We start from the raw sequence: 8,600 nt of genomic DNA on the forward strand, positions 1-8,600 counted from the left end.
ATGCAATGGTCCATCGACCGCAATGGCGGGTTTTCCCGTGCCGACCCGGCCAGCCTGGTACTGCCGCCGATCATGGACCCGCAATATGGCTACCTGTCGGTCAACGTCGAGACCCAGGCGCAGGACCCGCATTCATTGCTCAACTGGACCCGGCGTATGCTCGCAGTGCGCAAGCAGTCCAAGGCGTTTGGTCGTGGCAGCTTGAAAATGCTCTCGCCGACTAACCGGCGCATCCTGGCTTACACCCGTGAATACACCGGTGAAGACGGCCACACCGAGATCATCCTGTGCGTGGCCAACGTGTCGCGCAGCGCCCAGGCGGCGGAGCTGGACCTGTCGGCCTTTGCCGGCATGGTGCCGGTGGAGATGCTTGGCGGTAATGCCTTCCCGCCCATCGGCCAGCTGAATTTCCTGCTGACCCTGGCGCCCTATGGTTTCTATTGGTTCGTGCTGGCAGCGGAAAACCAGATGCCCAGCTGGCATGTGGAACCGGCGCAAAGCATGCCCGACTTCACCACTTTGGTACTGAAAAAACGCATGGAAGAGCTACTCGAAGAACCTTGCCGCACCAGCCTGGAACATACGTCACTGCCCGCCTGGCTGCCCAAGCGGCGCTGGTTTGCCGGCAAAGATACGGCAATCGACACGGTGCACATCGCATATGGCGTGCGTTTTGGCGACCCGCAGCATCCGGTGTTGCTCAGTGAGATCGAAGTGACCAGTGCCGGCCAGGTCAGCCGCTACCAACTGCCCTTGGGCTTCCTTGGCGAAGACCAGTTCACCAGCGCCTTGCCCCAGCAATTGGCCCTGGCGCGGGTGCGACGTAGCCGGCAGGTAGGGCTGGTAACCGATGCCTTCAGCCTTGAACATTTTATCCTTGAGGTGATCCAGGCCATGCAGGCCGGCACCGTGCTCAATACGCCTGACGGCGATCTGCGGTTTGAGGCAACTGAACACCTGGCCGCACTGCAACTGACCCGTGAATCGTCAGTGCGTTATCTGTCTGCCGAGCAGTCCAACAGCTCGGTGGTGGTGGGTGACAGCCTGGTGCTCAAGCTGATTCGTAAAGTCAGCGCCGGTGTGCACCCAGAGCTGGAAATGAGCGCCTACCTGACGGCCGCCGGCTACCCGAACATTTCGCCGCTGCTAGGCTTTATGAGCCGCCGCGACGGGCAAGGGCAGGACAACCTGCTGATGATTGCCCAGGGTTACCTGAGCAACCAGGGCGATGCCTGGAGCTGGACCCAGAACAACCTGGAGCGGGCGATCCGTGACGAGCTGGCCGACGCGATCTCTGAGCAGGAACAGCACTACAACGCCCTCGGCGAGCTGGCGGATTTTGCCGGTTTGCTCGGTCAGCGCCTGGGTGAAATGCACCTGGTGCTGGGTGCGCCAACGGCCGACAAGGCCTTCAAACCCGAACCCACCACAATCAAAGACACCCAAGCCTGGGCCAAGGATGTCGGCGCCCAGATCGACCGTGCCTTGCAGTTGCTCAAGCTTAATCAAAGCCAGTTGAACCCCGCCGACCAGGCGTTGGTCAGTGAATTACTGGCGCAGAAAAAAGCCATCGCGGCGCTTGTCCAGGCGTTGGCCAAAGCCACGGCGGGCGGGTTGCGCATTCGCGTCCACGGTGACTTGCACCTGGGCCAGGTATTGGTGGTCAAGGGCGATGCCTACTTGATCGACTTCGAAGGCGAGCCGGCGCGGCCGCTGCATGAGCGGCGCGGCAAGCACAGCCCTTATAAGGATGTGAGCGGTGTGCTGCGTTCCTTCGATTATGCGGCGGCCATGGCGCTGAATGTGCAAGGGGTGGATCACACGCCAGAAGCGAACGCTGCGCGCAAACGCGTGACCGACCGCTACCTGAATGAAGCCCGCGTAGCATTTACCCAGGCTTACCAGGCCGCTGCGTCTACACTGGCGCATGACTGGCAGGATGCCAACGGCCACGACGCAGCGCTGACCTTGTTCAGCCTGGAAAAGGCCGCGTACGAAGTGGCCTACGAAGCAGAAAACCGCCCGACCTGGCTGCCGGTGCCCCTGCAAGGGCTGCACGGCTTGCTGAGCGGGCTGACACCTATATCTAAACCTGTACGCGGTGGGGAGACGTCATGAGTTTTACACAGAGAGAACCGCTGCAGCCCAAGTTGACTGCATTGCCGGCGTCCAAGGACGTCGATGCGCTGGTGCGCGCCGAGCACCCCGATCCGTTTTCGATCCTGGGGCCCCATGATGACGAGCAGGGCGGCCAGTTTATCCGCGCATTCCTGCCGGAGGCCCTGAGTGTCCAGGTACTGGCGCGTGACACAGGTGAGCCGTTTGGCAGCCTCGATGCCACCCAGGTGCCAGGCCTGTTTATTGGGCACTTCAGCACTCGCCAGCCCTACCTGCTGAAAATCCAGTGGGCCGGCGGTGAGCAGATCACCGAAGACCCCTACAGCTTCAGCCAATTGCTGCTGGGGGAAATGGACCTGTACCTGTTTGCCGAAGGCAATCACCGTGACCTGGGCAACTGCCTGGGGGCTCAGGTGGTCAGCGTCGATGGCGTGCAAGGCGTGCGCTTTGCCGTGTGGGCGCCGAACGCCCGGCGGGTTTCGGTGGTGGGCGACTTCAATATCTGGGACGGGCGCCGCCACCCGATGCGCCTGCGTCATCCATCGGGGGTGTGGGAAATCTTTATCCCGCGCCTGCAACCGGGCGCGGCCTACAAGTATGAAATTCTCGGTGCCCACGGCATTCTGCCGCTCAAGGCCGACCCTGTGGCGCTGGCCACCCAACTACCGCCGGACACCGCCTCGAAGGTCGCCGCACCTTTGCAGGTGGATTGGCAGGACCATGAGTGGATGCAATCGCGGGGAGACAAGCAGAAAGCCACCGCGCCGTTGTCGATCTACGAGCTGCATGTGGGGTCCTGGCAGTGCGAGCTGGACGAGGCCGGTGAAGTGGCTCGGCAATATGGCTGGCGCGAATTGGCCGAGCGGCTGATTCCTTACGTTCAACAATTGGGCTTCACCCATATCGAACTGATGCCGATCATGGAGCACCCCTTTGGTGGCTCGTGGGGTTATCAAGCGTTATCCCAGTTTGCCCCCAGCGCGCGCTTTGGCTCGCCGGAAGACTTCGCCTGGTTCGTCAATGCCTGCCATCAGGCCGATATCGGCGTGATCCTCGACTGGGTGCCGGCGCATTTCCCCACCGATACCCACGGCCTGGCGCAATTTGACGGTACCGCGCTGTATGAATACGCCAACCCCCTGGAAGGTTTCCACCAGGACTGGGACACGCTGATCTACAACCTGGGCCGCACCGAGGTCCACGGTTTCATGCTCGCGTCGGCCTTGCACTGGCTCAAGCATTTCCATGTGGATGGCCTGCGCGTGGACGCCGTGGCCTCCATGCTGTATCGCGATTATTCGCGCAAGGCCGGTGAATGGGTGCCCAACCGCCATGGCGGTCGCGAGAACCTGGAAGCCATCGACTTCTTGCGGCACCTGAACGACGTGGTCGCCCTTGAAGCGCCGGGCGCGTTGGTGATCGCCGAGGAGTCCACAGCCTGGCCCGGCGTCAGCCAGCCGACCCAGCAGGGTGGCCTGGGCTTCAACTACAAATGGAACATGGGCTGGATGCACGACTCCCTGCATTACATCCAGCAAGACCCGGTGTACCGCGCCCATCATCACAACGAGCTGAGTTTCGGGTTGGTGTATGCCTGGTCCGAACGCTTTATCCTGCCGATTTCCCATGATGAGGTGGTGCACGGCAAGCACTCGCTGATCGACAAGATGCCCGGCGACCGCTGGCAGAAATTTGCCAACCTGCGCGCCTACCTCAGTTTCATGTGGATGCACCCCGGCAAGAAGCTGCTGTTCATGGGCTGCGAATTTGGCCAATGGCGCGAGTGGAACCACGACCAGCAACTGGATTGGTATTTGCTGCAGTACCCCGAGCACCGTGGCGTGCAGAAGCTGGTGGGCGACCTGAACCGCCTGTACCGCGAAGAACCTGCGTTGCACGAACAGGACGATGCGCCCCAGGGCTTCCAATGGCTGATCGGTGACGACGCGATCAACAGCGTCTACGCCTGGCTGCGCTGGAGCAAGGATGGCAAGCCGGTGTTGGTGGTTGCCAACTTCACCCCGGTGCCCCGTGAAGGCTACGCAGTCGGTGTGCCGTTTGGCGGGCGCTGGAGCGAGGTGATCAACAGTGATGCCGATACCTACGCCGGCTCCAATTACGGCAATGGCGGCGCGGTGTTTACCCAGGATGAGCCGCGCCATGGGCAACCGGTGTCGCTGTCGCTGAACTTGCCGCCCTTGGGCGTGCTGATTTTGCGCCCTCAGGAGCATGAAACGCTCTAGCGCGGCGGATGCTGCTGTTCGGCTTGCTGGCAAGGTGCCACAATGGCGCCTTTGTCGTCGCCGTTCACACAGGCCAATCCCATGAATAGCCTCGGGCAAGATCAGGGTCAGCAAATCGAAGAGCAGGTGCGAACCGACCGTTTGCACCAGCTGTTTCGTCAATCATTCTCGGCGATCTTCGGCAGCTACCTGGGCGCCGCCATGCTCTGCTGGCTGTGCTGGGACCGGTTCGATCATCAGGTCATCCTGGTGTGGCTGGTGGTGCTGGCGGGCTCGTCCTTGGTGCGCCTGCATCTGTTCGCGCAATGGTTTCGCTGCCCGGACGCGGAGCGTACACCCGCCCGTTGGGAACGCCGCTACTGGGTCACGCTGATGCTGTCGGCGGGTATCTGGGGCGGCGGGGCGCTGGCGGTGATGCCGGTCGATGACCGCTTATCCCAGGTGCTGGTGATGCTGTTTACCGTGGGCATGTCGGTCAGCGCGGTGTCCTGTTATTCAGCCTATCGCTACATGACACTGGGCTCCATGGCGCTGGTGTTGCTTCCCTGTACGGTATGGATGCTGCTCCAGCCCTCACCAATGCAAGTCGGCGTGGCGCTGGCGGTGTTGGTGTTTGCCTCGTTTGTGGTCGGTGCGACGCGCAAGCTCTCCGATGCCCTGGAAAAAGCCTTTCGCCTGACGAGGCAAATGGAGCGCGCTCATCACATTTCCACCCGCGCCGCCCAGACCGATGAACTGACCGGGCTGATGAACCGTCGGGCTTTTTACGAGCAAGCCCAGTTGCTTTACGCCCAGTGCCTGCGCGAGCAGCAACCGCTGTGTGCGTTGATGATGGACATGGACCACTTCAAAGCCATCAATGACACCTACGGCCACCAAGCCGGTGACCAGGTGTTGCGCCAGATTGGCGCGGTGATCAGCGCATCCTTTCGCCAGACCGATATCTACGGTCGCCTGGGAGGCGAGGAGTTTGCGGTGTTGCTGCCCAATACCTCATTGGAGACCGCGCGCGGCATTGCCGAGCAGTTGATCCAGAAAATTGGTGACTTGCCCGCCGACCCGGTACAGGGGGTGAGCGCCAGCCTGGGCGTGGCATCCACCCACGCTCAGCATCTGGACTTGAACGGCTTGATGAACAGCGCCGACAAGGCCCTGTACCAGGCCAAGGCATCGGGCCGCAATCAGGTGGCGGTTGTCGACTGATCCTTGCTCATCGCCTTTGCCAGCACTCGCGCAACCTGGTCGGCGGAGTAGGGCTTGGCGAGGAACTCAAAGCCTTCATAGCCGCTGTCCGCCAGTTCCTCGCTGTAGCCGGAGACGAGTACCACGGGCAGGTCCGGGCGGCGCTGGCGCAGTAGCTTGGCCATGGCCACGCCGGTCATGCCGGGCATCACCACGTCGGAGAAAATCGCATCGAACCCCTGGACGTCTGTGCCGGCGAGGTTCAGCGCCTGTTCGGCATTGGTCGCCCACGTGGTCTGGTAACCCAGGTCCTTGAGGATCTGGCTGGCGAAGCGTCCTACCTCAAGGTTGTCCTCGACGATCAGCACGTGCTGATGAGCAGCCTCTTGCGGCGCTGGCAAGTCTGTATGCGGGTCTTGATCCGGCGCCGCTTCGCCTTCGACCTGCGGCAGGTACAAGGTAAACACCGTACCCTGGCCAAGGGTGCTGGCCACATCGATATTGCCGCCTGACTGCTTGGCAAAGCCGAATACCTGCGACAGGCCAAGGCCCGTGCCTTTGCCCACGGCCTTGGTGGTGAAGAACGGCTCGAAGATGCGCTCGAAGGTATCGCTGGGAATCCCGGTGCCGGTATCGGCCAGGGAAATGGCGATGTAGGGCATGCACGACTCGGCATCCCCGCGGATACGTGGCAGCGTTTGCTGCCCGGCGACTTTCAGGGTCAGGGTACCCTGGCCGTCCATCGCATCGCGGGCGTTGAGGGCGATGTTGATCAGCGCGGTTTCGAACTGGCTGGGGTCGATGCGCGCATAGCAGGGCTGATCGGGCAATTGCACCTGCACATGAATGCGTGCGCCGGTGACGCTTTCGAGCATCTCGCCGATGTTCTGCACGCGCTGGCCGACATCGAACACCTGCGGGTTCAACGGTTGGCGACGGGCAAAAGCGAGCAGTTGGCTGGTGAGCTTGCTGGCCCGCTCCACCGTGTCGGACACCGCGCACATATAACGTTGCCGACGCTCTTCGGACAGGCCCGGTTGGCGCAGGAAATCCACGGATGAGCGGATAATGGTCAGCAGGTTGTTGAAGTCATGGGCGACGCCACCGGTCAGTTGGCCGATGGCCTCAAGTTTTTGTGACTGGCGCAGTGCAGCTTCGGCTTCGGCCAGCGCACGGGTACGCTCATTCACGCGCTGCTCCAGGCTGGCATTGAGTTCCGCATAGGCGGCCAGGCCCTTACGCACGGCGGCGTCGGCACGCACGCGCTCGATATGCGCCCATGAACGTTCGGTGACTTCGCCCAACAGTGCGATGTCGTAGGACGACCAAAAACGCGGCACTTTGTCGTGTACGGCCATCAGTGCGGTGAGCCGCCCGTCTTTGATCAAGGGCATGCAAATAGTGGCTGTCACACCGAGCGCCTGGAAGCTTGCGGCTTCATGGGGCGGCAACTCGATCAGATTATTGCGTATCACCAGTGGCTCGCCGGCACGCAGGCAGTTGACCGCGCATTCGCCAAACGCCGCCAGGCTGTAATGGCCGATGATGCTCGGCGAGCCTTGCGCCGACCAGTCGCCGCGAATGGTGAAGCCATCTTGGTCTTCGTCCATGTCGGCGTAGGCGCAGATGGACACCTGCAGGTGCTGGGCCAACAAGCGGGTGGTCGACGTCATGATGGTTTCGGCGTCGGTGGCGTTGGTGACGCAGTTGCTAATGGCGTCCAGCACTTCAAGACGACGGGCCAAGAACACCGTGGCAGTGGTTTCGGTGACCGTGTCGAGCAGACCGACCACCACGCCTTGGGCGTTGCGAATCGGGCTGTAGCAAAAGGTGAAATAGGCTTGTTCCGGCGCTTCGTTGCGTTGGATCAGCAGCGGGAAGTTTTCGATATAGGTGGCGTGCCCGTCGAACGCGGCGTCGGCGATAGGGCTGATATCGTCCCACACCTCGTGCCAGATCTCGTTGAACGGGCGGCCCAGAGCGTCGGGTTTGCTACCCAGGATCGGCGTGAACGCGTCGTTGTAGAGGGTAATCAACTGAGGCCCCCAGACGATGGCCTGGGGAAAACTCGACGCGAAGGACAGCGCAACGGTTGTCTTCAACACGTCGGGCCAGTGTTCAAGTGGCCCCAGGGGCGTATTGGCCCAATCATGCTGACGAACCCGCTCTGCCATTTCGCTGCTGCCTTGCAGCCAATTCATCATTGGGTTCACACCTTGCTTGCCACGTTTTGTTTAGCTTTGAAGAGCCCGACCGACTAGCAACAGACCGGAATGACCGCATTCAGTTCAGCGCGATTATCTCCCTGATAGCACTTTGATTTCATTGTCTATTTGCACGCCGTCATTGTTGGCCGGGTTGGGCCGGCGCCCAACCTTCATTGCGTACCGAATAACCCCGTCCAATAGATGCCCGCGTCACTCTTGGGGTCCATCGCGTAGGCGGCACCCAAGTCGCGAAATTGCGGGTTCATCAGGGTGGCGCAGTGGCCGGGGCTGGCGAGCCAACCGTCGACGACCTTGCGCGGCGTGTCGAGGCCGGCGGCGATGGTTTCGCCGATGTTCTTCGCGATATACCCGGCCAGTTCGGCGCGGTCACCGGGCGTACGACCGTCGTGGTCCAGGTGGTCGAAGAAGTTGCCGTTGGCCATGTTGCGCGTGTGGCTGTTGGCCGCGCTGGCCAGCGTGTCGTTCCACGACAGCGGTGTGGTCGCGGTGAACGCCTGGGTGCCGCACTGGCGTGGCTCGGCACGCGCGGTGTTGATCAAGTCGAGCAGTTTTCTGCCTTCGGTTTGCCAGTCGCCCAGGCCACTGGTCAGCAGCGGGCGGGCCAGCACGATGCGCCAGTCCTGGCCGCTGTTGCTGACGCCGATGTCGACAAATTGCGGATCGAGCACTACGCGGCAGAAGCTTTCGCGTACCGCTTTCATCGCGGCCTCGGCATCCTTGGGCCCGGACAGGCTGATGGCCTGCACGTTCACCATCGGGTACGCAGCCCGCGCCAGCGACTGCTGCAAATCGCCGACATTGGAGGCCGGCAACACCAGCCGTGTATCGC

At 61.9% G+C, this 8,600-nt stretch carries 5 protein-coding genes; 3 read left to right on the forward strand and 2 right to left on the reverse strand.

The genetic code is table 11. The annotated features are described in order from the left end of the window. From GIW04_RS24305 to GIW04_RS24315, 3 genes are all read left to right on the forward strand, one after another. Positions 1-2,118: putative maltokinase (locus GIW04_RS24305; protein ID WP_236479269.1), on the forward strand; the 2,118-nt coding region annotated here is incomplete at its 5' end. Beyond that, entirely contained in the window at positions 2,115-4,361 is a 2,247-nt protein-coding gene (gene glgB / locus GIW04_RS24310; protein WP_120248214.1) for a 1,4-alpha-glucan branching protein GlgB, read from the forward strand. The genes GIW04_RS24305 and glgB, both read left to right, overlap by 4 nt. A 42-nt stretch (positions 4,362-4,403) precedes the next feature. After that, positions 4,404-5,564: a GGDEF domain-containing protein gene (locus GIW04_RS24315; protein WP_120248213.1), complete on the forward strand. Its 1,161-nt coding sequence runs from the start codon at positions 4,404-4,406 to the stop codon at positions 5,562-5,564. Here GIW04_RS24315 and GIW04_RS24320 read toward each other — a convergent pair. Together GIW04_RS24320 and GIW04_RS24325 are read right to left on the reverse strand one after the other, a co-directional pair. Further along, positions 5,543-7,747 carry an ATP-binding protein gene (locus tag GIW04_RS24320; protein WP_034135508.1) on the reverse strand — a complete coding sequence of 735 codons (2,205 nt, stop codon included), beginning with the start codon at positions 7,745-7,747 and terminating at the stop codon, positions 5,543-5,545. The two genes, GIW04_RS24315 and GIW04_RS24320, sit on opposite strands and share 22 nt — an antisense overlap. Before the next feature lie 173 nt (positions 7,748-7,920). After that, on the reverse strand, positions 7,921-8,600 hold a 680-nt coding region (locus GIW04_RS24325; RefSeq protein WP_236479271.1), incomplete at its 5' end, for a CAP domain-containing protein.

Source organism: Pseudomonas sp. PA-4-8C (genome assembly GCF_021606625.1).
Taxonomy (GTDB): domain Bacteria; phylum Pseudomonadota; class Gammaproteobacteria; order Pseudomonadales; family Pseudomonadaceae; genus Aquipseudomonas; species Aquipseudomonas lactis.